The 26,993-nt window shown below is 39.9% G+C and carries 22 protein-coding genes; 12 read left to right on the forward strand and 10 right to left on the reverse strand.

Annotation, left to right across the window (positions count from 1 at the left end; genetic code table 11):
• Positions 1 to 26 precede the first annotated feature (26 nt).
• The 3 genes from ACH11B_RS23675 (at position 27) to ACH11B_RS23685 (ending at position 2,116) form a co-directional block, all read left to right on the forward strand.
• Complete coding sequence (locus ACH11B_RS23675) at positions 27 to 944, forward strand: helix-turn-helix domain-containing protein (protein ID WP_377610695.1); 918 nt, start codon at positions 27 to 29, stop codon at positions 942 to 944.
• Positions 945 to 1,005: 61 nt separating this feature from the next.
• Complete coding sequence (locus ACH11B_RS23680; protein WP_377610697.1) at positions 1,006 to 1,443, forward strand: nuclear transport factor 2 family protein; 438 nt, start codon at positions 1,006 to 1,008, stop codon at positions 1,441 to 1,443.
• A gap of 124 nt (positions 1,444 to 1,567) precedes the next feature.
• Complete coding sequence (locus ACH11B_RS23685; protein ID WP_377610699.1) at positions 1,568 to 2,116, forward strand: hypothetical protein; 549 nt, start codon at positions 1,568 to 1,570, stop codon at positions 2,114 to 2,116.
• Positions 2,117 to 2,309: 193 nt separating this feature from the next.
• Here the strand turns inward: ACH11B_RS23685 and ACH11B_RS23690 are convergent, their stop codons facing one another.
• From ACH11B_RS23690 to ACH11B_RS23700, 3 genes are all read right to left on the reverse strand, one after another.
• On the reverse strand, positions 2,310 to 4,670 hold the full coding sequence (locus ACH11B_RS23690; protein WP_377610701.1) for an ABC transporter permease: 2,361 nt from the start codon (positions 4,668 to 4,670) through the stop codon (positions 2,310 to 2,312).
• Positions 4,671 to 4,894: 224 nt separating this feature from the next.
• On the reverse strand, positions 4,895 to 5,854 hold the full coding sequence (locus ACH11B_RS23695; protein ID WP_377610703.1) for a LytTR family DNA-binding domain-containing protein: 960 nt from the start codon (positions 5,852 to 5,854) through the stop codon (positions 4,895 to 4,897).
• 138 nt (positions 5,855 to 5,992) lie between these two features.
• Entirely contained in the window at positions 5,993 to 6,568 is a 576-nt protein-coding gene (locus tag ACH11B_RS23700; RefSeq protein WP_377610705.1) for a GNAT family N-acetyltransferase, read from the reverse strand.
• Positions 6,569 to 6,856: 288 nt separating this feature from the next.
• Between ACH11B_RS23700 and ACH11B_RS23705 the strand changes: the two genes are divergently transcribed.
• Complete coding sequence (locus ACH11B_RS23705; RefSeq protein ID WP_377610707.1) at positions 6,857 to 7,879, forward strand: helix-turn-helix domain-containing protein; 1,023 nt, start codon at positions 6,857 to 6,859, stop codon at positions 7,877 to 7,879.
• A 49-nt stretch (positions 7,880 to 7,928) separates the two neighbouring features.
• On the opposite strand, the gene ACH11B_RS23710 is transcribed toward ACH11B_RS23705, so the two are convergent.
• Positions 7,929 to 10,328 carry a hypothetical protein gene (locus ACH11B_RS23710; RefSeq protein ID WP_377610709.1) on the reverse strand — a complete coding sequence of 800 codons (2,400 nt, stop codon included), beginning with the start codon at positions 10,326 to 10,328 and terminating at the stop codon, positions 7,929 to 7,931.
• A 546-nt stretch (positions 10,329 to 10,874) separates the two neighbouring features.
• Here ACH11B_RS23710 and ACH11B_RS23715 point away from each other — a divergent pair.
• From ACH11B_RS23715 to ACH11B_RS23725, 3 genes are all read left to right on the forward strand, one after another.
• A complete protein-coding gene (locus tag ACH11B_RS23715; RefSeq protein WP_377610711.1) occupies positions 10,875 to 11,117 on the forward strand; it encodes a hypothetical protein in 243 nt (80 codons plus the stop codon).
• Positions 11,118 to 11,213: 96 nt separating this feature from the next.
• Positions 11,214 to 11,669, forward strand: coding sequence for a MauE/DoxX family redox-associated membrane protein (locus ACH11B_RS23720; protein ID WP_377610713.1), 456 nt, complete (start codon positions 11,214 to 11,216; stop codon positions 11,667 to 11,669).
• 11 nt (positions 11,670 to 11,680) lie between these two features.
• Positions 11,681 to 11,998: a hypothetical protein gene (locus ACH11B_RS23725; protein WP_377610715.1), complete on the forward strand. Its 318-nt coding sequence runs from the start codon at positions 11,681 to 11,683 to the stop codon at positions 11,996 to 11,998.
• A gap of 69 nt (positions 11,999 to 12,067) precedes the next feature.
• Here the strand turns inward: ACH11B_RS23725 and ACH11B_RS23730 are convergent, their stop codons facing one another.
• From ACH11B_RS23730 to ACH11B_RS23740, 3 genes are read right to left on the reverse strand one after another with little or no spacing between them, the layout of a single operon-like run.
• Positions 12,068 to 13,564, reverse strand: a complete 1,497-nt coding sequence (locus tag ACH11B_RS23730) for a peroxiredoxin family protein (RefSeq protein WP_377610717.1) — start codon at positions 13,562 to 13,564, stop codon at positions 12,068 to 12,070.
• Complete coding sequence (locus tag ACH11B_RS23735) at positions 13,565 to 14,944, reverse strand: RagB/SusD family nutrient uptake outer membrane protein (protein ID WP_377610719.1); 1,380 nt, start codon at positions 14,942 to 14,944, stop codon at positions 13,565 to 13,567. It abuts the gene before it with no gap.
• A 20-nt stretch (positions 14,945 to 14,964) separates the two neighbouring features.
• Positions 14,965 to 18,543 (reverse strand): SusC/RagA family TonB-linked outer membrane protein, encoded by a 3,579-nt coding sequence (locus tag ACH11B_RS23740; protein ID WP_377610721.1) that lies wholly within the window; start codon positions 18,541 to 18,543, stop codon positions 14,965 to 14,967.
• Between the two features lie 550 nt (positions 18,544 to 19,093).
• Between ACH11B_RS23740 and ACH11B_RS23745 the strand changes: the two genes are divergently transcribed.
• The 5 genes from ACH11B_RS23745 to ACH11B_RS23765 all read left to right on the forward strand — a co-directional run bounded on the left by ACH11B_RS23745 (position 19,094) and on the right by ACH11B_RS23765 (position 23,978).
• On the forward strand, positions 19,094 to 19,615 hold the full coding sequence (locus ACH11B_RS23745; protein ID WP_377610723.1) for a hypothetical protein: 522 nt from the start codon (positions 19,094 to 19,096) through the stop codon (positions 19,613 to 19,615).
• A 340-nt stretch (positions 19,616 to 19,955) separates the two neighbouring features.
• Entirely contained in the window at positions 19,956 to 20,429 is a 474-nt protein-coding gene (locus ACH11B_RS23750; RefSeq protein ID WP_377610725.1) for a hypothetical protein, read from the forward strand.
• Positions 20,430 to 20,746: 317 nt separating this feature from the next.
• Positions 20,747 to 21,310 carry a hypothetical protein gene (locus ACH11B_RS23755; RefSeq protein WP_377610727.1) on the forward strand — a complete coding sequence of 188 codons (564 nt, stop codon included), beginning with the start codon at positions 20,747 to 20,749 and terminating at the stop codon, positions 21,308 to 21,310.
• 400 nt (positions 21,311 to 21,710) lie between these two features.
• Positions 21,711 to 22,967 carry a hypothetical protein gene (locus ACH11B_RS23760; protein ID WP_377610729.1) on the forward strand — a complete coding sequence of 419 codons (1,257 nt, stop codon included), beginning with the start codon at positions 21,711 to 21,713 and terminating at the stop codon, positions 22,965 to 22,967.
• A 3-nt stretch (positions 22,968 to 22,970) separates the two neighbouring features.
• Complete coding sequence (locus tag ACH11B_RS23765; protein WP_377610731.1) at positions 22,971 to 23,978, forward strand: hypothetical protein; 1,008 nt, start codon at positions 22,971 to 22,973, stop codon at positions 23,976 to 23,978.
• Positions 23,979 to 24,242: 264 nt separating this feature from the next.
• Here the strand turns inward: ACH11B_RS23765 and ACH11B_RS23770 are convergent, their stop codons facing one another.
• From ACH11B_RS23770 to ACH11B_RS23780, 3 genes are read right to left on the reverse strand one after another with little or no spacing between them, the layout of a single operon-like run.
• Positions 24,243 to 24,518 carry a hypothetical protein gene (locus ACH11B_RS23770; RefSeq protein ID WP_377610733.1) on the reverse strand — a complete coding sequence of 92 codons (276 nt, stop codon included), beginning with the start codon at positions 24,516 to 24,518 and terminating at the stop codon, positions 24,243 to 24,245.
• A gap of 5 nt (positions 24,519 to 24,523) precedes the next feature.
• A complete protein-coding gene (locus ACH11B_RS23775) occupies positions 24,524 to 24,814 on the reverse strand; it encodes a hypothetical protein (protein ID WP_377610735.1) in 291 nt (96 codons plus the stop codon).
• 1 nt (position 24,815) lies between these two features.
• A complete protein-coding gene (locus ACH11B_RS23780) occupies positions 24,816 to 26,993 on the reverse strand; it encodes a hypothetical protein (RefSeq protein WP_377610737.1) in 2,178 nt (725 codons plus the stop codon).

Genomic DNA, 26,993 nt, shown 5'->3' on the forward strand with positions numbered 1-26,993 from the left:
ATTTAGATATTTGGGTTGAAAAGCGTATGGCAAAATCAACGGAATCGTTAGCAGAATTTTACAGACACAAATTCAATGACCGTCCCGAACATCGTGTACCGGAGATAGGGCCGTTCAATGTATTCCGCATTGAAGATTCCATCAAATCGGATCATGCGCCAGCACTTTATACCAGAAGGGATTTCTATAAGATTATGCTTTTACAGGGGCATAGTGTTTTTCACTATGGGGATAAAAGCATACCGGTAAATGGCAATACGTTACTATTTTTCAACCCCCAACTGCCCTATACCTCTGAACCCTTTACTCCGGAAAACAAAGGATATTTCTGCGTATTTAAGGATGAGTTTTTCAAGACGAGCCTACGTATTAATTTGAACGATCTGCCTTTATTCAGTGCAAACACCCAACCTATATTTGCTTTAGATGAAATCCAGTTTCGGCAGATCAAGGCGATATTTGAAAAGATATGCAGTGAAATAGCGTCAAACTATGTTTTTCGTTATGAACTCATCAAAGGCTATGTAAATGAATTGATATACCTGGCCATAAAACTACAGCCTACTCAGCAGCGCTTTAAACACCCGGATGCAAGTGCACGTACCACATCGGTATTTTTTGAATTGCTGGAGAGGCAATTCCCTATCACCTCGAGGTCCGAACGTTTTGAATTTCGCGCGCCGAAAGCCATTGCTGAAAAACTTGCAGTCCATGTAAATTATCTCAACAGGGCTATCAAAAAAGCCACCGGGCGCACCACTACCGATCATCTGGCGGAAAGGCTGATCGGCGAAGCAAAGGCTTTGCTTAGGCATACCGATTGGAACATTTCAGAAATAAGTTACGTTTTGGGATTTGAAGACCAGGCGCAGTTCAACAACTTTTTTAAAAAACATACGCAGCAGAATCCCACCTCTTTTCGGCAGGTTTCAAATTCACAATAATCGGTTTGCGAATGACAAATCGTTTGGTATTCCCGTCTCTAATTTTGCATCAAATAAAAAAATGATGGAAAAGAACAGCACACAGGAACAATTGAACAGAGAGATTATTCAGAAAGCTTTAGCCAACTCGGCACATGACTTTACTTTGTTTTTTGAGCAAGCTTTTAGGCAAGATGTTGCATGGACAATTGCAGGGCACGGTCCGGTAGCGAGGACCTATCATGGTTTGAAAGATCTATTTGATAACGCCGAAGCCGAATTATTCAGACGTTTTGCCCAACCGCTCGCCGTAAAAACGTTGGGTGTGTGGGCAGATGGCAACGAGGTCTTTGCTCGTATACAAAGCTCCACCGTAGCTATCGACGACAAGCCCTACAGGAATGAATACATGTATATCATGATCATGCAAGACGGTAAAGTTATTTCCGGCATTGAATGGCTCAACCTGAATGCCTATTATGATATAATCAGTCGTATAAATTTACCTGAATTTAAGTAAAACAAAAATATGAGGGTATGCGGCGCGAGCTCAGCAAAGTTAAGCGCTGCAGTTTCTACTTCGATGTGGTTCATTGGAGTAGACCATTTTTTCTTTAAATTCGGAATAATTTAATTTTTAGATCATGTCAGAATACTCTTCGCTTTATATCAACATCCAGATCAAAGAAGAAAAACTTCAACACTTTTTTCAAGAGAAACCCATGCCGCAAAGCATCGATGAAAATTGGTCGAAATGGTGGGACAGCCGAAAAATGTATAGCAAACAACCTTTATCGAACCTCCCCTATTATCGCGTTCAGAACAACCGTGCCGTCTTCGACCAATTGCTTGATGGAAGAGATTTCGGGGGTGTTGAGCATTACGACAAAAATACGGAGAGATGGACATTCATCGTTGTTTTTTTCAGTGAGAATTATACAGAGATATCACCGATGCTCTCTCTGCTGAAACAATTGGCAACCTATCAAGATGTAGTAGATACCGGTGTCGCTTTTATCTATGATTTTTTCTGGGATTGCGAAGAAGTGATGGCCTATCTGGAGTTTGCTTCACAGCAGGCCTTGTTCAAAGATTACAGTACCACTAAAGAAATAGAGCCTGCCATTTTGATAGAAGCCAATCGTGCACTTGAAGCAGCCGTCGAAAAATTCAGTCAACAGTTCAAAGAATAATGGATATATTAAAACCTATGCTACCTAGGTGAATTGACAGCGATCTTAACTTCCATCCTCCTTCTCAATTTTCCCTATTGCTTCCAAAATCCAACTGCGTAAGCGTGAAGCTAATTTACTCAACGCATTGAGTAATACAAGAGGCGTTTGAACGATCTTATTTACAAACACTTACGCAGGGTAAATACTATTCCTACTCATCTTTTAAACTTTTAACCGGATTAGCCAAGGCAGATTTAATTGCCTGATGGCTAATTGTCAGAAGCGCGATTAGGATCGATATCAAACCTGCTAAAGCAAAAATCCAGAGATTAAGATCTGTGCGGTAAGCAAATGAACGCAACCATTCGTTCATACCCAACCATGCGATGGGGATAGCAATAGCGATGGCGATCAATACCAACCGCAAGAAATCAAAAGCCATCAACCGTACTATTCCCCAAGTGCTGGATCCTAACACCTTTCTGATGCCGATTTCCTTCGTGCGAGATTGCGCCGTAAATACCGTTAAGCCTAAAAGCCCCAAGCAAGAAATAAAAATAGCAATACCCGAAAAATAATTAAATAATGCCGCTTCATGTATTTCACTTTCGTAGAGATAGTTATAGACATCATCTTGGAAATTATAGTTGAAGGGATATTCTCCATTATATTTTTTGAATTGGTGTGCAACTGCAGATATGGCCTGATCGGCTTGCTGAGCCGTTGTCCGAATATGTATGACATTCGCTTTATTGGGTGCATAATAAAAGATAGCCGGATGAATTTTTTCTTTCATCGAAGCAAAATGAAAATCCTTTACTACACCAATGATCGTTCCTTCTTTATCCCATAGCCTATAGCGTTTTCCTATCGGATTTTGAATACCAGCCTCCCGAACTGCCGTCTCATTCAGTATAAAATGGGTGCTGTCACTGGGCATACCTGTGAAGTCTTCTCCTTGTAGCAATTTCATTTTATAGAAGGAGAGAAAGTTCTGATCTACCGCAACCGGATAAGTAATAAAAGTAGTATTTGGTTCTTTTCCATCCCAATCATTATTGCCCGTAATATTTCCCAGCCACATGATATTTCCCATTGAGCGGGTTACATTTTCTATCCCCGGTTGTTTCAGCAATTCGGCTTTCACAGCTTCATAATGCACTTTCATATCCCGCATACCCACACCAAATACCTGTTCCTTATCGTATCCCAGATCTTTGTTTCGCATGTAGCGGAGTTGCTTAGTGACGAATATCGTACTGGCAATCAACACAACCGAAAAAACAAACTGCACCACCACCAATATCTTACGAAATAAAACGTCACCAATGGAATTAGAGATTTTACCTTTTAAAGCTTTCAAAGGTTCAAAACCCGATAACAACAACGCAGGATAGAAACTAGAAGCCAATACCGTTCCGCTAATCGCTGTAAGAAAAATCACCAAAAAACCTTTGTCTGCTATGTTTAAGACCATTTGTTTTCCAGACAGCTGGTTGAATATCGGCATTAAAAGAGCCATCAGACATAGCGCTATCAACGTAGCGATTACAAAAAGCAGAATCGTTTCTATGATAAACTGAAGAAATAGCTGCCTCCTTGCGGCACCGATGATTTTACGCATGCTCACTTCCTTCGCTCTCAACATCGCACGGGCCGTAGAAAGATTTACATAATTGATACAAGCGATGACAAAAATAAGGATCGCAATCGCAAAAAATATCTTGACTGTTTTCATTCCGCGATCTGTGCCATCCGCATTGTACAAGTGCGTTTTTGAGAGCGGTTGAATTAAATATTCAACATCGGTATCATCCGCTTTATGTGCTAAATGAATATCAAAAAGTCTTTTACTCAACGTTGGCAAAGAAGTTCCGGGCTGGAGCAGTAAAAAAGTCTGATAGTTAAAGTTGGAAAAATCGCTCATAATATCATGCCTATGCGTAGAAAGCTCACGTGTAGCAAAATCATCCATAGAGGCCATGATAGAAAACTTAAAACTGGAGTTATGCGGAAAATCAGCAATTACAGCCGTCACGGTAAGTGGCACACTATCGTTGGCTATCAGCACCTTTCCCACTGCACTAGTCTCACCAAAATACTTTTGTGCCGTTTTCTTTGTCAGTACCACCGCATTGGCAACGGCAAAGGGATTTGCTGCCTTCCCTTCCAATACCGTTAAATCAAATATGGAAAAGAAAGAGGGATCCACGTACACGGCATTTTCATCGCCAAAAACCTTATTTCCGTACCGAAAAAGAGAAAAATCATTTGCCGAAGTGATGCGCACCTGATCTCTTACTTCCGGAATCTCTTCTTTGGCCAAAGGACCCATAGGCGCTACGTCAACCGTCCAAATCTGTTTGCTGGATCCCGTTCCTCCAAAAAGCTGTAATGAATAGATGTCCGCCGATTTTTTGTAAAAATTATCAAAGCGCCGTTCGTCCTGTACCCACATCAAAATAAGTGTACCTATTGCCAAGCCTAGCGCTAAGCCCAGTATATTGACGATGGAAAAAAAGCGACTTTTCCAAATATTGCGCCACGCCGTTTTCAAATAATTCCTGAACATGAGAGCATTCTTAAATTTCCAATAAGATGTTGAAAAATTGGAACAACTATGTTGCCACATGCGAAAAACTCCTTCAAACGACTCTGAACACATGGCAACAATAAAAAGGTGTTCGAAAACGAACGATTAGATGACCGGAAATGAACAGTACTTCTCTAAAATACGGCCCCTGAGGTTTTATACTTGGAATAAACGAAAACATATTGTAAGAAAAATAAACGCTCTTACAAAGGCAGCATAATCAATTTGCCTAAAGATTTAATAGGTTTGGTGTACCAAGTGGTAAAGGCTTTCCGTTCATGATGGCTGATACCAACTGCTTGATCATAATAGGGTTTAATAGAAACATTGAGCCCCGTATCCTCGCGAGGTTCTACCTCGCTTACCGCATTGCGATGTATCACCGCATTTTTATTCGCTTTAAAGAAGTCTTGCTTGTCAAGCGGCTCATATAGTGCTTTCAAAGTTCCCAAACAAGTATAGGTCTCCAGCGAAAAAGTAAAAATGGTATTCAAACCGTTTTGCTGAATAATCGCCGCGATATCCTTTGGTTTTAACACTTTGGTTTTTCCGTTCCTAGCACCGAAAACGACTATATTGTTCTCTATTTTTTCATCAGACGAAACGGTATTTTTAACAGATTCGATCGGGGATTGTAAAATTTTCTCGGACAGCATTGATGCAGATTGGATTTCCGCGTCATTTTTTTCCTCTTTCTTTTGACCACCTATCACATACTTAGCAAAAGGATAAGCCAGATTAAGTACCATCAAAAAAGTGAAACAGGTAGGAATTTCAAATAAGCCGTAAGGTGACCTAAAAAGGTCCCTTCCCACAACATTTTGATAAGAAATATTCAAAAATTCGCAGGTAAAATACGGAAATAAGAAAATAAAAATGACCTGTATGCAAAAGCGCTTCTCAGGCTCCTTTTTCCATTTCGTTCGTTTATCTTCCCAATCGGTAGCAAAAATAACAAACCAAATAAGTGCTAAATTCAAACCAATCAGCACAAGCCAATCAACATAAAATTTTAAGTGCGAGAAAATATCAAGAAATCCTTTATTTAGGCGAGTACCGGACAGCGCCATAAAGAGCGCTGCATACATAGCGCCCTGTACCCGCATAGAGATAGAGACAAAGTGCCGGGGTTTGTTAACCATTTCGCTTTCATGGCTTCCCATTGGTTAATAAAATTCTTCACTCCGATTAGGATTATCGAATTCATAGCATAAAATTACGATTTTAAAAACATAATCCAAAAGATATTGTAAATTTATTCGAAATCACAATCACTTTTTATAATATTTCCATCACAATTATCATGGTATGTCGCGTGTAAACATATAAAGGGTATATCCTAAATCCAGTTCTTTGAACACACGAAATCCAAATTTTTTATACCATTGTAAATTCCGTAAGGTAGAAGTTTCAAGGTAAACCTTCCTGTTTAAGGTTTCACTATGTTCGATAAGTTCCTTCAATAACTGAGTTCCCTTGCGCTTACCCTGGTTTTCCTGTGACACCCCGATAAACCATAGATAATATATTTCTTTAGTAGGAGAGTTTTTCTTTATTGACGATTCCCTGTTCAGCGCTTTCATGGCTCTGGTTAAACCAATGGTTTTAAAAACGAGCCCTAAATCCAAAAATATACGTTTCAAGGTCATTTTTTGCTTATCAGGATAAGAAACAAGGGCTACAGCCGTTTTATCATCGTTAAAAAAAATGTCGCCCGAAAAATAACATACGTCATAAGAGTAAGCCATCAAATCTCTTATGCGTTTATCCTTTTTTGCATCTTGTTTTACGATATAGTTAACACTCTTGTTCTCTTTAAAAGCATCCGCTAGAATGTCCACCGCCAATTGCTTATCATTATAAGTGGCTTTTATCATAGATATTAAATATTATAGGCCTCTCTGCCATTGAGAAATGGAGTAGGATAATAATTTATAATGTTGTGTTTCCAATAGCCAAATGTACTTATATATAAACAATGAGTAAAGCAATCGCTAACCAAAAGAACACCAATGAAGTTGGTTTTTCAACCGAAAGTATCCCAGCCGTATCCGGAAGCCAGCCATACAAACGGCGTTGACTGTCAGTAAATGATTTTAACCGGCAAAGCCTATTCATGCATAAATCAAATTCATAATTTCATTTTTTCCCAAACAATAAATTTTATGCGGCAACCGGTAATCATACATATACCTCAGTGTTACGAAGTGCAAACCAAGTACGTCCAAACGAGTCGTTTGCCGCCTGAATTCAGTGGTTTCAAGTTACCCTATGCCCAAGAAATCGAATTAATCAAACATTCAGAATTCAGTATTGTCCTTCAATATTACGATGCCAGAGATATTTTTTTATGTGTTGTTGAAATAAGAGCTCAGGAAGCATTTCACCTACATTTGAAAACTGTCCTTCCCGATATCTATTGGGTGTTTGATATCAAGGGAACGTATCAACTTCACCCCTATGGACGGTTGGGGCAAGATATTATACACTTAAAAAACAATCAATATACCATCGCCTATACACCACCTCAATGGCTAAGCTGCTCATTTGTACCCGGCATCCATCGCTATATCTATTTTTCAGTCAGTAAAGCATGTCTACATCGCAATGAAAATCATGGCCCCAATCTTTTCAAACAATTACTAGAAAAGCAGGAACAAACTTTTATGAGCCATCATACCCTACCAGCTTTTACGTTGGATAAAAAATTCGACAATGCCCTAAAAGCACTAATGCAACTCGCAAAGCCGGCGATAAACGACCTTTTATTTGAATCCCAGCTAGCACTCAGCATTGGAAAAATCATCCAATTGACTAAAGCTAACCTGAGCAGTTCAAGCGGCGAAGATAGGTCCAGTTATCAACTTGCGCTTGAACTACGCCAATATCTAGAAGAGAACATCTCGAAGGGAAGGACAACAAGTGTAAATGAGTTATCCTATTACTTCGAAACAAGCCGCCAGCGCTTAAACCGCATCCACCAAAATCATTTTGGGTCCGATCTTCGAAGTTACATTACACAACTCCGTATGGAAAAAGCAAAAAGCTTATTGGAAGACGGTTTAAAACCCTCAGACGTTTGGATAAAAGTGGGTTATCAGGATATATTTTCATTTAGCAAAGCATTTAAGAAATACTACAATGTGGCTCCATCCAACGCTGCAAAAAGCGCAACTGCTCTTATTTAATTTTAAAAAACGTAAAGCTTTTTACCAAGATTGCCGATCAGTCGAGTCGTCAAGATGCTTGTTGATCACTGTCTCTATCAGCATCCAATTTCGCGTTAAGTTTAGCCTTTAGATCATTTACCAATAATATTGCCGAATTCAATTCAGTAGCATTTGCGAGCGTGCTATTTGGCACAGCCATCGATTGATCGTAAGTAAGTTGATTCTTCGGTCTAAATATGTAATTCAGTACATTGTTATGGCAAAACGTGTAGGCATCATCAAAACGAGATGGGTCATAAAAATTACCTAAAGATACACAACTATTTAAATTGAAGTAGACTCGCCAGCCACCAATAGGAGTTCCTGTTCCACCATCTATCCTTAATATTCCCTCAGCAGTACCTACATTATTCTTATTGTTAACTATGCTTAAAAAGCAATGCCTAGTTCTATTTGTAGAAAAAAGATAAGGAACTTCACAGCTTATAAATATGTTATCCTCGATCAAGTGGGTAGGCGTGGACGTTGTTCCGCCCAAACTTTGAATCAGCTCCGAGTTTGTTCTATGAAAACCTATAAAAGTATTCTTGGCAACAATCGACCGAAATCCTGTACCGGCATTATTGATTCTTAGTATTTGGAATTCTCTTTGTTCTATTTCCAAATTCTCAAATGTATTATACTCAATATTAAAAAATCGTATCAACCCTCCCGAGATGAAAAAAGGTTCAGAAGCAGAAGCAGCATTGCTGCTAACTTTAAAACTACTCCTCGACACTGTAAATTCCTGACCGTTAGTTGTATTTTTGTTCGAAACATAACCACTTCCCGAAGCCACATTACAATTCTGCATCTTAAAAGATCCCAAATCAGTACAATTGCCCCCGGTATTGATTAATCCCGCTAACTTAACATCGATATTTGTATTGTTGATTTCCAATTGAATATTTGGAAAATTGTCCTGATAAGTTAAAAAAGCTTTGGCTAATTGCTTAGTTGATATATCCGAAGCTTTAATAATAAACCTTTTAGCTAAAGACTTATCCGTGAACAAATTCCTGAGATTGATTATCGCTACATTCGTGTTCGGAGAATCTGAATCAAAAATGATTTCAGAATTTTCCATTTCAAAGTCTTCCGTCGCGACACTAATTTCACCTCCAAAACCGCCTTCAACGGTAGTTTTAATAGAAGCTCTCGCTAATTTTATTACTCCAGATTTATTACACACCAAATTAAATGACATATTACCTTCCAGTACACAATCCTCTACATTCACGTAAGTTAGTCTATCTGGCATATCACTGAATGGATTATAGCATAATAAACCTTGATAATTGCCATTGAACTTACAACCTCGAAATCGAATATTACGAACATACCCAACTTTAAGGGAGCCATCGCTATTAATCATATTAGGCTCAAGATCAACCCCAGCCATAGGTAATGTACCATAAGTGTTGATAAATTGACAGTTGTCAAAGAACACGTCATTTGCGGTAACAACTGAGCACCCTTGTCTTCTATTATCGTTAAACACACAATCTATAAACTTTATATTTTCGCAAGGTTTCAGAACAGACACATTTGTGTCTGGCCCTCCCATTGCAGAACCATCTCCCCAACACTCTCGTAAAGTTATTCCTTTTATTACGACATTTTTTGCCGCGAAAAGATAAATACCGTATCCCCATTCCCCTAAGCCTTTCTCAATAAGTTGTAACTGCAAGCCTTGATCCCCTCCGACTTTGAATATCGTTCCAATTTCAGTTTCGGTGGTTGGAGTAGGAATGGCCGTCCCGATTCCAGCTTGCGTAACAATGAACCCAAATGAGTTAAAATCTAAATATTCCCCAATGCTATACGGTCTATTTTTATAATACGATTTATAGTAAGCATTTGCAATTCCTATAGGAGGTCTTTTGTGCTTGTAACCAATTACAACGCCACTACCTTCAATCACTACATTTTGTACTTCTCTTATTAAAAAAATTGAGGCATTTGCATTGCGACTCTCACTATGCCTCACAATGCCATTAATAGTAACTTTAGTGTTGCTAGGTATCGTTATCGTACCGTTATCCCAATAGGTACCCATACTCATTGTAAAATCGGTATCGTAATCAAACACTATCTCTTTTCCTGCATTATTAATAAAAATATTATTCACCGTTTCCGGATCATTAATGTGTGGTTGCCCGCTTCTAAGGCCAAAGTATCGAACGTCTATAGCGCTGGCAAACAGATGTTCCAGTTTGATGTTAGCTACTTGTATAACGCTACCCCCGTCGTCTACCTTCGCTGTAGAAGATAAATGATAAACAATAGGACCAGGCGTATCTCCCAACGTATAATAGCCCATTAGTAAAACTCCATCGAACACGTTCGTTTGTAGATCAGCGATTTCATTGGCAGACAAATTGCGCATGTCAGCCATCGTCTTTTTAACAAGAAATTGATTAGCCATATTTTTTTATTTAAAAATACTAATACCCTACCTGATAGTCAATTACGTCACCATTAATTTTTAATTAAAAACCGAAAGTATCCTGTTAATTATTAATTCAATACCTATTCATAGCCCTTCAGACTTACTTATTGTCATCATCAATTAATGCACCAGAGATTCTTACCGTAGAGTAACCCTCTATTGTACCAAAAAGACAAAAGCCCTCGTACCAAAAGGACAAACCGAGACACCATTTAGTTCAGAACTTTACCAAAGACAATTAAAATAAGATATCGCACCGGGGAGTACCTCGATCATAGCCTGCGGTTCCCCCGCAGTAGAAAGCCAGCTGTCGAGAACAGCGTGCCGAACCCAGCTAAGGCGCCCCGGCATGCAAGCCTTAGCTAAAGGGAATACCGAAGGTGCTGGAGAGCCTCTATAGGCGAACGCTATAGCGGTACGGCAGCAAGGGACGCCGGGCGCGGCGATAGGCGCCGGAGATCAATTAAACAAGGGCAGTGGCTGCGAGGCGGCACTGTGTAGGAAAAACAAAATGTAGGCAACATGGAAAAGCTATTAAACAGGTGGACTCAAAGACAGGAAAACATCAACAGGCAGTGGGTGGCAGCTATCGTAGCACCCCTCCTCCTTACCTTTTTCAGGTATTACCTCTCTTTGTTAGTCCGCGTGATGCCTATTCCAGGTTATCCTGTATTGGCCTTTCACCTCCCCTTTACGCGTTTTATTCACCGATGGTTGTACCGACGTAAATTTGCCGTATTCCCCCGATGGCCGTGGATGGCCTGATAAAAGGGTGCAAAGGCTGGGAGCAGCCCGCAGCATCAGTCCTGCCAGCTACCAAGGCAATATAATCAAGGGATTCAATCACATAACACTAAGTATATGGAACGCTTACTGAAACAAAGAAAACAATGGAAACTAGCTCGACCTGCGAAAGAGCGGATTATTTTTATTATCAGCATGCTCTTTGTTTTCCTGTTCAGTTATACGGCCATCGATAAACTGAGGCATTTAGAGCAGTTCAGCAGGGGCATTGGTAAAATCCCTATTGTTGGCAATATGCATGAATGGGTAGCTTGGGCTGTGCCCCTTGCCGAACTGCTGATCAGCGCGTTGCTTATCATTCCGAAAAGCAACAAGCGGGGCTTACAGTTAGCCACCGGCTTAATGAGCCTATTCACGCTTTACCTGGCCCTTATGCTTGCCTTTGCCGAAAAGCGCATGTGCCACTGTGGCGGTGTTATTGAATCCATGGGATGGGTTGAACATTTGCTGTTCAATCTGGTGCTGACCGGATTGGGCCTTTGGACACTCCGTCTCAAAAAGCGTAAACAATAAAACTTAAAGAAATGGAAACAAAAAAAATAATATCACAAATCGCCCTAGGCTTGGCGGTTATCGGATTCGGCGCTGGTGCCAGCGCTTTTACAAACAGAACAGTAGAAACCAACCTGCAAATGCGCTATTGGGGAAATGATGAGACCACAGGGCAGTATATTGAACTACCTGGCCCTCCTTCGATAGAGAACTGCAATCCCAATGAAACTGAGACCTGTGTGGTTCAGTCAGAGAATGCTTCTTTGCCATCGGAGCTTCCTTACAGTCAAGCAACTCCGGCAAACGGGGTGAATCCCCATCCCAGTTCTGCTGACGGATTCTACCAATAAGAAATCCTTTTGAACCGATGATCCGCTCTTTCCGGGAGGCCAATTTCATTATTGGCCTCCTTTTCTTCTTTAAAGCTGTTTCTCTATCATTTTTGTAAGTGCCTGCCCTTCATCAAATCGCGGGTCTGGCGCCTTGCTTGATACAACTTTCCCATCCCTGTCTATCACCATGATATGAGGGAAAGTCCGGATGCCATAATATCGGACAAAATCGTGCATAACGCCGCCTTGCCCGTAAGTAGATAGCTCCAACTGACCGGGTACTGTATAAAGTTCTTCTGCGCTACTGGCAAGCCACGTGTCTCTTTTTCTATCGGTATTTACACTCAAAAACAACACATCTTTATCTTTGAACCGTTCCATAAGTGGCCTGATAGCCGCAGGCATTGCCGTGCAGCCGAAACAACCGGTAAACCAGAAATCCAACACCAGCACTTTCCCCTTTAAATCAGGTAATGATACATAAGAGCCATCTAAGCCCGGGAGCTTAAATGCATAAGCCTGCTGCCGTGGCGCATTCCTTTTCCGCCATCTTTCCAACATAAGTCTGCTTGCCCCGTCTTCCATCAGCAAAAGCGAAGAATCCAGGTACCGGTAAACATCTTGTGCATAGAACAATTCGGTAAAACCGCTCAGAAGTAATTTGTCCCGCAGCTCGCCTGAATAATTTGCTTTTATACTCCTGTAATACGTTCCAAAGGAAAAATCCCTTTTCTCTTCCAGCATACTATAATCCTTTGTGAGCAGCCATTGCTCCCTTTCAAAATAAGCTGCAACCAGGTAGGGCGACAGAACGAATCTACGGCCCAACGCTTTTTCCAGCAGATCCGGTGCCTGGCGCAATTTTTCTATTGCCCGCTGCCTTGCCCCGGGATGATCGAATTTTCTGGCCATAAAAAAAGTTCTGTACAGCTTGGCGTATTGAAAACCCACAATGTCCGAACGAATCTGCTCAAAGACGCCGGGAGAAATCCGTGCTCTGTATTCAGCCAATAATGATAGCTTCGCTTCGAGGTTCTCTTCTATAGCCTCTTTTAAGTGACGATAGTACGCATCGAAACGAAGGTTGTTTCCCAACTCATTGAGCTGGGACGCCCGTGGCTTCGAAAATGTCCCTAACCGGTAAATTTCCGCTTGACAGTTCATTTTGGCAGCCCCCCTTCCCGAAAATCGGATAACCGAACCATCGGTTATCGACAGATAAAGCGAATCACCGCGGGATACCAAAAAAGGGGTCGAACCGGTATTGCCAGCGTTGAAAGGAATCCTTTTTCCATCGGCCTTCAATAAACTCAATGTTATATAAAAATTCTCAGCCTTCGCGGGAAGCCTCATATGAAAGGTGTTGTCCGCAACATCGGCATGGTAAATGTCAATATAAGCTGCCCAGTTATGTGACGCATTGTTCTGTACGACACGACATTCCATCCGATCTCCGGGCTGTGCAAATTCAGGTCTTTCAAATATTCCGGCCAGGTAGAGCGAATCAGCGTCCGATCCTGTCCGGGCGTTGATAACGGATACATTTGTAAAGAGGGCAATAAAAATTAACAGTAGCTTTTTCATTTATCGTATGTTTTGTTCAAGGTTACTCATGCTTATCTCCTGATCCGGGATGGGAAAAGTATATCGCGGCGAATTCGGTTCGAGCACATAGGTTTTGTCGCCAATGGTACGGGTAATGGTAATCCCGGCTCCCTCCATATTCAAACGGCGAAGGTCATCCCACCTTAATCCCGCGCGCCATACCAGGCCTTTCCGGCGCTCCTCCAATACTTTCTGCAGGACCGACGCGTTATCTCCACCCTCAAAACGAACATATTTCCCTGTGGCATAACGCTTTTCCAATAGGTGATTAAGTGATTCCCGAGCTCGTTCAAGATTGCCCGTCCTTGCGGCGCATTCGGCGCGGATCAGGTATATTTCATCTGTTGCCAGACCTGAGAACGGGTAATTGGAAGGGCCGGTGTATCCTCTTCTGGCCTTCACCAGCTTCGTATTGGCATTTTGTACAAAATATAACTGACGCCGGAGATCGTATTCATCGTAACTTTGCAGAAGCTCGTCACTGATCTGAATATTGGCAGAGGTATTATATAACGTAGCGGCATAACCTGCCGCATACCGTGCCCGAAAGATACATTCATCATTATCTACGGGAAAGGGCGTGAGGCTATTCAGTTGTACAGTATTATAGTCGATCAATTTGTCGTACAGGGCCAGACAGCTGTCTGCAAACAGACCGGCCCGATCGTATTCGCGCATGCTCAGGTAAAGTCTGGCAAATAGCCCATAGGCGGCAGGCTTCGAAGCCCTGTTACGGAGTGATGAAACTTCGGGGGGCAGCAATGCGACGGCTGATTGCAAGTCTGAGATGATCTGTCGGTAAGTTTCTTCCATCGTCGCCCTAGGTACCAGCTCATCCACATTGGGCGAAAGCTTTAACGGAACACCTAATTTCCGGTCAGCCGTGCGGCTGTCATACGGATCAGCAAAATTCTTTACCAGATCAAAAAAAGAAAATGCCCTTACAAAATATGCCTGTCCACGTATATAATCATATTGGTTGCGATCGGACTCCCCTACTTCAAATTCCTTTAAGCCATCCAATATACTGTTAGCATACAGGATCGATTCGTAGGGGACGTTCCAGTCGTCCCGCGCATACTGACCTCCGTAAACATCCGCTTCCCATACGTAGGCGTTCCGTTCGGTCGGCGTTAGGGCAGCCCAATCACGTTCCAGTGGAATATAATATTCATCTGCGGATAATTGGGGCAGTGATGATGTGCTGTTCAGCTGAAAATAGTCGAGCATCATCTGATAATCGTTCAGCGAAGTCGGTGTTAATACATTGGTATTTGGCCTAACTTCCAGAAAGCCCTTTCCACATCCCGTTGCTGCAAAAAGCAAACTGATTATCCACGTCAATCTACGTAAATTCATTATTTTCATTTTTGATCGAATTAAAAGTCAACCATTAGACCGAGAGAAAAAGATTTCGACGGTGGTATACCTGTCGGACTGTCCGGATCAAGATCCGCCCGGCTGGCTGTCCACAGTAGTCCGAGGTTATTGGCATAAACATAGAGCTGAAGACGTTTCCAGAAACGCTGCGGAGTTCCACCGTTTATCGTATAACCCAATCGGATGTCCTGTAAGCGTACATGATCACCGCGTTCGGCAAGCACGTTGCTGTAGGTATAAAAGAGATCACGATACTGATCGGCAGGATACACCATTCGCGGAACGGTTGTATGCTGTTCATCACCGGGCTGTTGCCATCTATTGGCAAAATCCGCTTGCCGGTAATTAGCGGGCAGGTCCCCAAAGTTTATACCCGGCTTTCGAAAGTGATATCCCGCACGGTAAACAATATTGACCGATAGGTTCCAATTCCCGTAGTCAAAAGTATTTATGATGCTTCCGAAATACTGCGGTGAAGAGGTGCCTAAATATGTCAGGTTAGATGGATCTGTATTTGTTGCAATTGCCCGATAGTCCTGCGTAATATTTCCGTTTAGATAGCCCCGGGGATCTCCGTTTTCATTCAGGCCTGCATAGGGAAAGCCGAACAGCGCATTCAGCGGGAAGCCTTCAAGCGGATTTGAATAATTGCCCCTCACGATGTCCCGATTATTGGGTGGGCGAAGCCGGTAACCTGTCACTTTATCCTTTACATAGTTCAGGAGCCATTGGGTTTTCCATTTCAGTACCCTGTCTATATTGACTGTCGTCAATTGGATGTCCAGTCCGTTGGTAACCATATTGGCCGAATTTCCCCTGAAACTTGTCAACCCTGTCTGCGGACTGATGGGACTATTGGCAATGAGGTCGCGACTGCTCTTGCGATAATATTCAATGGAGCCATTTACACGGTTTTTTCTGCTCGCGAAATCAACCGCCATATTAAGCACGCCTACCTTTTCCCACCGTAGCGAAGGGTTGGGCGGATTCATGATCAGGTAATAATTACGCCCGAATGAGTTTATCGCCGCATCGGCCAGCACCGTTAAAAATGCGGTCGTGTTTCTGTCCGTATTGCCGTTGTATCCGTAAGTTGCCCTCAATTTCAATTGCGATAAGCTGCCGCTATTGAAAAACGGTTCATTTCCTACATCCCACGAAAGCCCGGCAGACCAGAGGGGCACCCCTTTCTGATTGGTTTTCACACCGAAAATATTCGCTTCGTCACGGCGCATACTACCCGAAAAAGTGTACCTGGATTTCCACCGATATGAAGCATTTGCATAAAACGAACGGTTTCGGTCAACGCTTCCCGAGCTATGGGTGTTTGCCGGTATCCGTAAGCTTGACCATCCGTAAAACTGCGCGTAAAGCTCGTTGAAATTAATCGAAGCATTCGCATTGGTGGCCGTTTCGTTATTATAGCCATAATGGCGCAGACCGGTGCCGAAACTGCGGTACTCCCTGATTTCAAAACCAGCTATGGCATTTATTGAATGGTCGGGGCCGAAATCCCTACTGAAGCTCAACTGCATTCTTCCCACATGATTTCGATAGTCGGCGTAAGAACGATCTAAAATAGCGCCATAGGGAACCGGACTGACCATTTCGCCGGACGAGGGATCGATCCGGGAGTAGCTGTTGATCATATTCCTTGTATAATAGCTCGAAACACTGTTGTTCGTTTCAACCTGTGTTACGCCTTTCTGGTACAGGTAAGAACCGGAAAACTGTAACGATGGGATGAGCTTATAATCCAGTGATGCATTGAAGCGGTAATCGGTGGTTCTCTCATGCTGATTGGGATGCAGTTCATTCAATGGGATATATTGCCAGTTCAGCAGTTTACCGTTACCGGCAGTATCTATAAAAGAACTGCGCAGGTCTTTGATTGTTGCCAGGGGATTTCCGTTATCATCCGCTAAAGACTCATAGGGATACCGGGGCACGGTGTATATCGAATTATTGCGTCTTTCAGATGCGTTTGTCAATATCATGCCGGTAGTGACAGACAAACGTTCATTTAAATCGATGGTATTATTGGCGGTAAGGGTAAAACGTTCACGGCTATCCGAAACAAGGTTCATTACATTTTTATCGTAACCGCCCGAAATGAAGTAGCGGTTATTCTTCCCGCCACCCGCTATGTTCAGCGCATACTGCTGGTTTATGGAACGCCTGTAAATGTACCTATCGAGATCATTGCGTACATCTTTATTCCCCAGGGCTGCAAGCCCCGCATCCAGTTGAGCATCATCCAATCTGCCCATTTGATGCTCATGTAGCATGGAAACTACCGGCGATATGGCACTGAAACCATCGGCAATATTCCAGTAAAATCCCTGTCCGAACAGAAATTTCTCCACTTCGACAAATTCAGCTGACGACAGCTGCCCGGGGTAGTAAAGGTTCGGCTTCTGACCGACCGTCAGATTGCTGTTTAATGAAATGGAAGGTTTGGCATTATTCGTTCCTTTCTTTGTTGTGATGACGATTACACCATTACCGGCCCGAACGCCCCAGATTGAAGCTGCGGCGGCGTCTTTCAGTACAGAAACACTTTCGATATCGTTTGGGTTTATGTTGGACAGATCCCCTTCGTACGGATAGTTATCCAATACAATGAGCGGTGACGGATTCGCAAAAATAGTACTGTTGCCACGGATTGTAATGGGCGAACGACTTTCGGGATTTTTATTAAAGATCAGACCACTTGTTACGCCATCCAGACGGTCAAGAATGTTTGTGGACACCCTCCTATTCAGTAGTTCGTTATCAATCTGTACAAAACTCCCCGTCGCCCTTTCCTTTGGCAAGGTTTGGTACCCGGTGCTTACCTGCACTTCTTCCAGTTGGGTACCGTTGCTTTCGAGAGGGATGGTTAACGGATTGTTGTTACTTTTAGTAAATGGTATCTCAGCAGTCTGATAACCGACGTAACTGATCACCAGAACGCCTGTGCTATCTGTTGCCAGGATACGGAATTTGCCGTCCGCATTGGTCAATACCGTATTCTGTTTGCCTTTGATGCTAATCGTTGCGCCATCCAAAGGGGTATCATCGGCGGCATTCAGCACCGTACCTGTAATGGGATAGCGCGACTGGAAAGCCACGCCGTAGGCAGCCTCCGGGGAGGAGGACTGCCGGGCGTGGGCCAAACAAACACAGAACAAGACGTTTAAGGCTGTAAGGTATATGGTGTAGGGTTTAAGGGCGCGCTGGATAACCTTTGCACGGCCTACCTCTCTCCTCCCCGTCCTTTCCCCTACTTGCCATCTTGAGCGAAACTGAAGGTTCATTCGATGGGGAATTTCCCCATGGAGCTCGCCACGAGTGCCCATTGAGTTCCGACCAAGGTCAGTCGAACCACCGAAGCCATCTTCAAGAGAGGGACGGGCGGGGAACCCGACGAATTGTGTCGATTTATTATCTATATTGAAGGCCAGCCTACTTAGGGCCTCTTTTTTATTTTTAAATACTTTTTTCTTTTGAGAGGTATCTTTAGCCGATGGCTGACAACTGATAACCGACGGCCTGCCCACTGGGCAATCCTCTCCCATTACGCTTTTATCGTTCATTTTTAGATTTGGTTGAAATGAATCAGTACATTAATAAATCAAGCTCTCTGGCTTGAAAAATTCAAGATCAACCTGCTAAATAGGGTTTTTGGGCTTGCGCGCGAAGAGGATGTCGAAAGGAGGTTTTTTTTCGATTTGGAGAAATCCGAAAGCACCTTTTAAGGCGATGCCTAGATTCACTTGATTAAGTTTGGTTTGGTTTTTCATTTGTTCGCTATATTAAGCGAATCTCTGCCAGCAGATCAGCCGTTACTATAGCAGGCTGCCATCAACCGCTCCACAAGGCTCTGACCCCTTACAAGACGGGATTACGATAGCAGCCCAAGCGCTATAGTGTATACCAAAAGTACACAAAATATCGCTTTAGGCATTAATCTATCGTCTCGCTTGCAATTGATTGTCAGAGTTTGTGGACGAGACTCTTTTATTAACACCTAACTACACAAAACCTTTAACTGTTTGTGCATTAATAAGTCAAAGATAACCAATAAATTTCAAAAAAAGAAAATAATGTCACTTTTTGTAATATACACAAAATGACATTAGCCTTATGGCTAATCTCAACAAAGAGTTAATAAAGAAAAATATCTTCAAACTACTCGATTATTCGGGGCTGACAGATATTAGTTTTGCGAATTTATTGGATATCTCGGACAAGCAAATCAAACGGATCAAAAAGGGAGAAGCAGAATTTAGCATCGACGACATCAATAAAGCCTGTGATTTCTTCAAGAAGACTTTGGCAAGTATCAACAGTAAAGAAGTTGAGATCGATCGAAAGTTTAGAGATAAATTGATTGTACAACATAAAGGCAATATAGAATACAGCAAACTCCTTCAGGAAAGACCATCTATAACCTATGCCATAAATTTCGAATTACTTGATAACGAATCCTTTAAAACTAATGGTTTGGATGTGAGCGATATCAGTCAAGTTTTTGAAGAACGTGGTTGGGAATATAGCAGTTCTTATATCTCACTTGCCATGAGCAGAAATGCAGAAGAAATAGAACGAATCCCCCACCCTACGAATAAACGAAGGTATGCCTACAAAAAGCGGTCGAAGAAATAAATTATTCCAACGCCAATGGCGACCAATAAAAAATATCAAATATGTTTCTGCTTGACATCAATGAAAAATTAAAAATCTTCGGAAGGTTACACTTATAAAAACTACCGAAAACCTTTTAAAGCAATACCTCAATATATTTTGATAGTAAGTTCTTGCTACATTGTTATAAGAAATGACTTCATCTTATGGCATTGAAGATTTAACATGAGTGCAACAGTAGCCTTAACCTCGTCAGTCAATAAATTTTGCGACAGTGTCACAAGAATTCGTTTAATAATTGGATATTGAATCTACTTCATCTTCTATTTTATTTGTATAATTGTGTACCTATTAATTTGTTATGTATTTCAAAAAAATCGACCTAAATCAAGTAGATTCGGCAACGTTGGAACGCTGTCTACGAAAAGTGTCCTTAAAACGTCTCTCTTCCTTGGATATTCAATCGTCTGTAACGATTAGCAAGGAACAAAAAATATTTCTCGGTTATGAAAAACCTGATGAACTACAGTTTACTAGAATAAGGTACTCTTTTGAGCGTATCCTCCCTAAACTCATATTATCGATAGCGAAAGCGAAAGAACCGGTTACGGCTGATTATAAAATCAGATTGGCTTTAATATCTGCATTGATGCTGCTCATCATTCTAATGGGCACTTTATATGGATTGCATCAATTAATCACCGGGGTAGCTCCCATCGATACCATATTACGTATCCTGATCTTACCGGCGCTTTATTTCATCCTATTAAAAGTGGAAATGAAATTAACACAAAAGAATATAGAAAAAGCTTTAGAAAATGGTGAAAACAGCTAACACAATTGCTGCTATAGTGATTATTTTAGCAAACCTACTCTTTCTACCACTCTCGATCAAAGCCATTATCACAGGTGGAGGTTCTTGGGGATTGGGTTTGATCGCGCTACCACTTACGCTACTTACCAACCTGTTTCTATTGCCAGCTATATTTATGTTTTGCAAAAATGGAAAAGAAAATACGTTTTTACTCATTATAAATACCATCGGGCTATGCTGGATTTGTTTTTTATTCTATGCATTCTTCCGTTCTTAGTAAGCTAACCACGATAAATTTGACTTCAATGTATTTTGATAAGCCATAGCCTAGAACTAAGATGAGAACATTGAAAGATTTTAATTGGCAAAAAAGCATTCAAACGAGGCGTCTGGTAATTAAAGAGACTTGGTTGGATAAGTTTGATCGCTTCGTTATATATTTGATCTTCTCGGCTGGGGTCATAGTACCTGCTCTTATTTTCTTTGATCCTTCTCGAAATAAGCGACATGACGACATGTGGTGGTTGGCAATTTTACCCAGTGTAGTTTGCCTGTACATTATCTATCGAAAGGCAACTGAAAAAAGACTAACAATAATTGGGACGCAATTGGACACGAAGCAAAACAGAACCGTACTATTAAGATATGCGAAAAAATACGGATATCATATATTCATGGACTCACAAAATCTACTTGTCTTTACAGAGCGCAACACAGACTTTAATGACGATTACAGGAAGAGCCGAATTTTCTTATTGACTGACAACAAAATTCTCTTTGCGATCATCCAAGATAGATTTAAGTTGAATCTTCCAGTTATAACATCATATTTTACAACACTGTTGGATATAAAGAGATTCTTGAAAGTCGCGCCGAATACTTTAGAAGAAACTGAGACATGAACACCATAACCAGGATCGATGAGTAGCTATTTAAAGAATTACTATCGGGATAAGGATTTGAATCCCTTTAAGTGAAGATAAAACATTAACCTTAAACTAGACCTGTCATGGAAAGTAGATTTTCGTCGTAGACTTGTACAAAAGATTCTCTACTCGTTAGAAAAAGTCTGAGGAATAAAGCAAGAATATATTAGAAATTGTCAAAAATCAGTTAATAACTTTAAAATGTAATTCAAAAAGTGGCGCTAGTCGATGCATTCTTTTTGTTTAAATTTGGTAAATTAGGCAATAATAAAGCAGAGAGCAATAAAGAGAAATCAAAGAACTTATCCTAAAATATACTGCGAACAATTTGTAAACAGAATATAAACCTTATACTATAAAAATCACCAGGGTAGAGATGGAAAAAAGGACAAAAGGAGCATGGATTATACACCATTCAAAGAAAATAAATAGCTTCAATAATGTTAGCAAATTAGAAGATATTCAGCTTTCTGGAAAATGTGGTGTGTTTTTGTCAAATCTTGCAGCAAGTAATGAAGAATCATTTTTGAGCAAAGAACAGGTTGATATTCTGGCAGAAAGCTCGAATATCAATAAAAAACTAGAGCTACCTGCTATTAAACAAACTTTAAAGGACGCTCATCTAATTGATGTTTCCGCTAATGGTAGCATTTCCGTTTTAGGTTTGACAAGCGAAGGAATTTTGAATCATACAGCAGAGCTGTTCGATTCAAATGAAGGCTTAAATTATCAAAATGCATCTATAGAAATCGCAGATTTGGTGTCGGAAAAACCATTGCACGAGAAATTCATAAAAGAATATATTTCTGATAGGTTTGCCTTATCTTCGGCAGTAAATGATACTCTTTTTCTACAAGTTGAGGAGTTGGGAATTTTGGATTACAAAAATATTGACAATGCTAAGACCTATTTTAATGGAAACCTTTTTCAAAAGTCAACGATCGAAAAATCGAATAAGATTTTCGAAACACTGAGCAATACAGATAAAAAAAATATACAAACGGTAGACGACATTATGAAAAGAGAAGGCTGTATATCACTTGAAAATGCTGAAAGAATATTGACCACATCTTTACTTGCCAAACTTAGAGCTATTGCTTTTTATGACTTCAACGAAGTTAGCAATTTTCAGCATAGCAAAATTTATTTAACAAAGCCTTCTTCATTTGCCAAATATGGAAACCCATTCGAAGAAGATGTTTTAGATTTAGCTAAAGCATTCATATCATCACTAATATATGGACTGCAGGTAAGCAATAAAGGACGAGGCAAAATGCAAGATTACGAAATGATCAAAAATACGTTGCGAAAACTTCTTAGAGGTGAACTAGTCGGTCCATGCACTGCAATAGGTCAAGACTATCATTTATTAGAATTTCATCGAGTTATAGAATTAATACCAGATACTGGCACCATGTACTATATGAGGTTGCTAAAATTTGATGTAGCTTTGATCGCTTTGGAGGTATTGCAAACAGGTGAAGTTGCGCAGAAAACAACACTTGATATTAGCATAAATAGCTCAAATGTTACAACTTACAAGGGACCGTCAGAAATGAGATCCGAGGCAAAGAAAAAATCATCAATAGGACCTGACATAGGTGAAATGTTGCGAACTTTACGGAATTCATAAGTAATGGAAAATAATACAGAATTGTTTAAAGGAGAATTAATGGAAGAAAAACTTAGAATGTACTTTCTTCAGAATGGTTATTACGTTGCTAGGGGAGTAAAATATACTTATGAAAATAATGAGATTACCGATTTAGACTTATTCTTATATGGACGGGTCTCTATCATGACACGTGAAAGAACAAATGTTGATTTAAAGAACAAAAAAAATCCTAAAGCATTTGAAAGAATACTTTGGGCGAAAGGTTTACAAAACGTTCTAGATTTTGATAATTGTGTCGTTGGCACAATGGACAGAAAGGAGTCTGTTAAAAATTTCGCTAGACTTAATGCAGTAACTTTATTAGATGGCAGTTTTTTACAGAAACTCAATTATAAACTAGATGACAGACTTTCTGAGGAAGAATTCATGAATATAGCAGGTCAGTTTTCGTCACTTAAAGAATTTAGTAACGCTAACTGGAAGAATCTATACGAACGTTCTAAGTCTAAGTTGTTAAATGAATTAGATTATAGTGGCTTTAATTCTACTTTGCTACTAATAAAATACTTTATTAACAACTTTTTTAATATTCAAAAAAAAGAAACGTCAATCAGACTGATTTATGTCATAATATCTCACAGTTTAGTAATACTCGACTATATATTGAAAGATATTGCTTTTTTAGAAATTGAAACTAGAAGAGAACATTTGTCAAATGGTTTTAAGTATGGAAATCTTGGTGAAGCAGGCATTACAAATACTGTTGAAATGGCTGTAAAAATTTCGGGTTCTAAGATGACATCTGAACAAATTAAAAATAGCTTGGACAAATCAAATTTCAACATTTTAAGTGAGTACTTTGCAAAGGCAGAGAACATTAAGAATATTTTCAAGTTCGCGATATTGTTCGAAGAAATTGCATTTAATCGATCTGTTGTAGCACCGGATTTCCTGCCATTGGAATTGAAATCGATAGTCGCGGTATTTTTAGATTATTTTGAAATTAACAGGAAAAAATTTTTCTCATAAATATGCGAAAACTCTATTTGTAAAAAAAGATAAAGTGGCTAACACCTACCTTCAATCGGAATCCATTTTGTATTCAAGAAGTGATGATGTGTATTATTGTCAACGTTCTCATGGAGAGCTACTTTTCAAAATTAGAGAAATCACTGTATACAAGACCTGTCATAATTCGTTTAGATTGAATATGCGGCGCCTTTTTGGTATCTATTTATCCACATGCTTAACTACTTAGTTAGAAGAATGTATTCACGTGAATAGTTGCCTCACTCAATCCAAAGGTGTATTAAGCTCGCTCTGTAACTGTTTACATATTGCTACGAAATACTTCCTTTCATAGGCCCATTCATTTTTGTCTAAAAAATACTTAAATGCTTGTAGTGAGTCTATCTTAGTTAAACCTTCCTTCTTTTCGAAATCAATCCAAAGCATCGCATTTCGCTTCTTTAATAATTTAACATAAAGAGGATACTTCCGCAGATTCCGATAATCAAATAGCTCGTAAGTATTGATTATTTTTAAATCATATCGCTCTACTTTCTCCATAGTCGTTAGTCGATAAATCCATGTTCTAAATAGCAAATCCCTTTTGAACATAGAATTTTCTTTGCGTCGGTAAGAGCCATTTTTCCGCCAGCATAGAGATCTTTCCCTTGCGCACTCAGTTTTGGATAGCACCCCAAGGGATCACCTAGAACAATATTTAGACGTATCATTTTTCTCGAATCGAGAAAGCCGTAAATCCTATCTAAAACTGTATTATCTTTCTTTCTATACCAAAAACTTGCTTGAAAATCACGATAAGTATTCGGAAAGCAAGTTTTAAATTCTTTGAGTGTCATGTTACAGCAATTTTACTCTCTCATATAAATCCCTCAAATGGAACACTGACATATCAATTAAAGGTTCATACATAAAAGCATTAATATGGATATTCTCAGGGGTCATCAAATTTACTCTATCTAAGACACTAATAGACCCACTTTCTGGAAATCGGTCTCGGTATATTTGATACAGCTCATTTGTTTGTTTAGAAGTAATTTTCTCTAAATCTATATCAGGTAATTTTTTAATAAGATAACCTTCGGCTTTTAGTCTAATAGCTATTGCAAGTGAAATTTTATTTTCTAGCAGAATTTCATCAACCAGTTGTTCATCACATATCGAATCCGCCGTTTTAAACACGAAATCGATTAGATTATCGTCGCCGAAATCAATAGTTTTACCGACCAACTTCCCAAATCTAGCCACATATATTGCATAAACGTCATTAACCTTTATTATATATGAGTTTTCTTTTAAGTGTAAACAACTTGTTAGTATTTCGTAATCGCTACAATGATCGGAATCAGCATATTCTACTATATTACGGACAAAAGCAATTGAACTGATGAAAATTTTTGGTTTATTGATATTCTTCAGAAAGTGATCGAAGACGTCTTTTCTATATGCACCAATGTGAAGAAAAATTTCTTTTTCATTAGACTTTGTCGCCATATACACAACAGGTCGAGCTAGGGCAAACCTTGATGCTATTGTACGATAGAAATCGAAATTGTGAGTTAGTAAAATGATTCTAAACAAATCAGAATTATGAAGCTCTCTGATATATTCAATTATTGCAAATTTATTTTTATAGTCAAAAGAATCTGCCACATCATCAAATATGATAATGCTTTTATTCGGGCTGTGTCTACGTGATTCGATTTCAAACAAAAACTGCAGTATGAAATATGCCCTTTGCTCTCCTTTACTTAATATTTTCAGCAAATCTTCACCTTTCTGCCGAACGGCAACTTCCTGACTATCTGAATATTCGAATTCCAATTTCGCCGTCATTTGCTTTAAAATGATATCCTCCTGATTTGTGAGCAAAACTTTAAAAGGAACATAAAATCTATCATTGAAGGTACTGACTATCTTTTTCCATTGGACGAACTCTTTCTTTGCTTCTTCGATAATATTTTTTAATTCGGCCTTTTTTGATTCGTAGTATTTCGCCAATTCTTCCGAATGTTCTTTCATTTCAGACAGATAACTTATCCAAACCTTTTCCCTAAAAGCATCGTAGTCCTTGAGCTCAACAAGTAATAGATTATTTCTTTCAACGACCTTTTGGAAGGCGCGCAATTCCATATTTGCACCTATTGCTTTATCAATTTTCTCAAAGGCAGCCTTTAGTTTTGCATCATTAATAATCTTAGCTATTTCGTCTTGAACTACTTGTCTTAGAGATTCGGAATTGGTAATTTCTGTACCATCATCCAATATAAATTTATGTCCTGCATCGAAGAAAGAATTATCTTCTATTGATTTAAGCAATTCGTTAGCTTGATACGTACCAAATGAATTTTTATCCGATTCTTTAAAAAATTTCGAATTGGCTAAGAGGCTTTTATAATCATTAACGTATTGATCAAGAATCTTCTCATTCTTATCGAGAAACTTTATTACGTTTCCTTTCTTATCAAACACATCATTATATCGAAAGCTATATTTATCAACTTTATCCTTTAGCCTCAAGCTTACTCTCTCCAAAACATCAAAAAAAGATTCTCCGTCACGTTCAGTAAAAGCACCTATCAATTCGCCTTCACAGTCAGTACTTTGGGAAACCGTTCTCAATCTTTTGATGAACTCAGTTTTCTGTGCTTCAAGATCTTTATAAATTGTATCATAACGTTCTTTCAATTCTTTACTCGCTATAAAAGCGCTAATCTTATTAGATGCATCGAAGGTACTGTCTTCAGCATTTACTACAAGAATACTTTCGCCTGGTATTGGAGATCCGTCTACTAAAACTTCATATTTAGATTGCTTATCCCTATAAACACGATCGCAAGGTGGATTCTTGGAATCATTTTTTGAAAGCGCATCAAATGTTTTCGCAAAAGAACTTTTCATTGTGCCATTCGGAGCATATATCAAAAACGTGTTGGACTTTTTTGCACCAAATTCAAAATCGTGTTTAAGCTTTCCTATTCCAAAGCAATTTTCAAGATTGACAGATAGTGTATTCAT

Origin of the sequence: Olivibacter sp. EAT-5 (assembly GCF_044784325.1) — a bacterium.
In the GTDB taxonomy this organism is placed as follows: domain Bacteria; phylum Bacteroidota; class Bacteroidia; order Sphingobacteriales; family Sphingobacteriaceae; genus Olivibacter; species Olivibacter oleidegradans.